The sequence below is a fragment of the Sedimentitalea arenosa genome (assembly GCF_016428585.1).
In the GTDB taxonomy this organism is placed as follows: Bacteria; Pseudomonadota; Alphaproteobacteria; order Rhodobacterales; family Rhodobacteraceae; genus Sedimentitalea; species Sedimentitalea arenosa.
The window spans coordinates 1-1384 of the sequence record NZ_JAELVR010000023.1 but is presented as its reverse complement, the minus strand read 5'-3'; the positions used below and the strand labels follow the sequence as shown (position 1 = coordinate 1384).

Here is a 1384-nt window from a genome sequence, read left to right as displayed (position 1 = left end):
GAGCTATGAGTGAATCTGGTGTCCGGCTGGTTTGAAAGCTGGCGGTGCATCTGGTTGGTTTGTTGTTGCGACACAAGCCACCGACCAAAGAGGACGCACCACCATGGACGACGCTACCATCATTGATTTCACGGGTCGAGACACGGTTGCGGACCCGCTGACCGATCTTCTGCGCAAGGGCGCTCGGGAATTACTCCAGGCGGCTGTTGAAGCCGAGAGGGATGCCTATCTTGCCGAATTTGCCGAGCGCCGGACATCAGATGGCCGCGCGGCAGTTGTCGGCAATGGCTATCACCCGGAGCGCGCCGTGCAGACCGGGATTGGGCCGGTCACGGTGAAAGTGCCGAAGGTGCGGGCGAAGGACGGCAGACCGGTGACGTTCCGCTCGGCGCTGGTGCCACCCTATGTTCGAAAGGCCAAATCTATCGAAGCCGCGCTGCCCTGGCTGTACCTCAAGGGTATCTCCACTGGTGAGATGGATGCGGCGCTGAAGGTGCTTTTGGGCCCGGACGCCACCGGTTTCTCCGCCAAAACCATTTCGCGGCTGAAGGCCCGGTGGGGCCAGGAATACGATGACTGGCGTAGGGCCGATCTGAGCCGTGACGAATGGGTCTATGTCTGGGCCGACGGTATTTACAGCGGCCTGCGCGGGGCCGATGATCGGCTCTGTGTGTTGGTCGTCATCGGCGTAAACGCACGAGGAGAGAAGCATTTTCTCGCCATTGAAGACGGCGTCCGGGAAAGCACGCAAAGCTGGCGCGAAGTGCTGTTGGGATTGAAGGGCCGCGGGCTCAGCGCACCGAAACTGGCCACGGGCGACGGCGCCATGGGCTTCTGGGCAGCTCTGGAGGAGGTCTTCCCGACCACCCGCCAACAGCGCTGTTGGATGCACAAGACCGGCAACGTGCTGAATTACCTTCCCAAGCGCACCCAGCCCAAGGCCAGGAAGATGCTGCACGATATCTGGCAGGCCGAAACGCGCGAGGATGCACACAAGGCCTTCGATCTGTTCATCGAAACCTTCGAGGCAAAACACCCGAAGGCCACCGAATGTCTGATCAAGGACCGCGACGAGTTGCTGACCTTCTATGACTTCCCTGCCCAGCACTGGCAGAGCATTCGCACATCAAATCCAATCGAAAGCGCCTTCGCCACGATCCGGCACCGGACCAAGCGCACCAAAGGATGCCTCAGCAGAGACGGCATGCTCCATATGATGTTCAAACTTGGACAATGCGCTGAGAAAAGCTGGCGAAAGCTGCGCGGATTCGCTCATCTCGCCGACGTCATCGAAGGCGTCGACTTCATCAACGGCATCAAGCCATCAAACCAAGATCAAGCCGCCGCATGATGATCGCCTGGACACCAGATTTGACAGTAACTC

The 1384-nt window shown here is 59.6% G+C and carries 1 protein-coding gene; it reads left to right on the top strand.

Features of this window, described 5'->3' with window-relative positions; translation table 11 throughout:
- The first annotated feature begins 103 nt into the window (after positions 1-103).
- Positions 104-1351: an IS256 family transposase gene (locus tag JF290_RS19385; RefSeq protein WP_199026551.1), complete on the top strand. Its 1248-nt coding sequence runs from the start codon at positions 104-106 to the stop codon at positions 1349-1351.
- Positions 1352-1384: the final 33 nt, after the last annotated feature.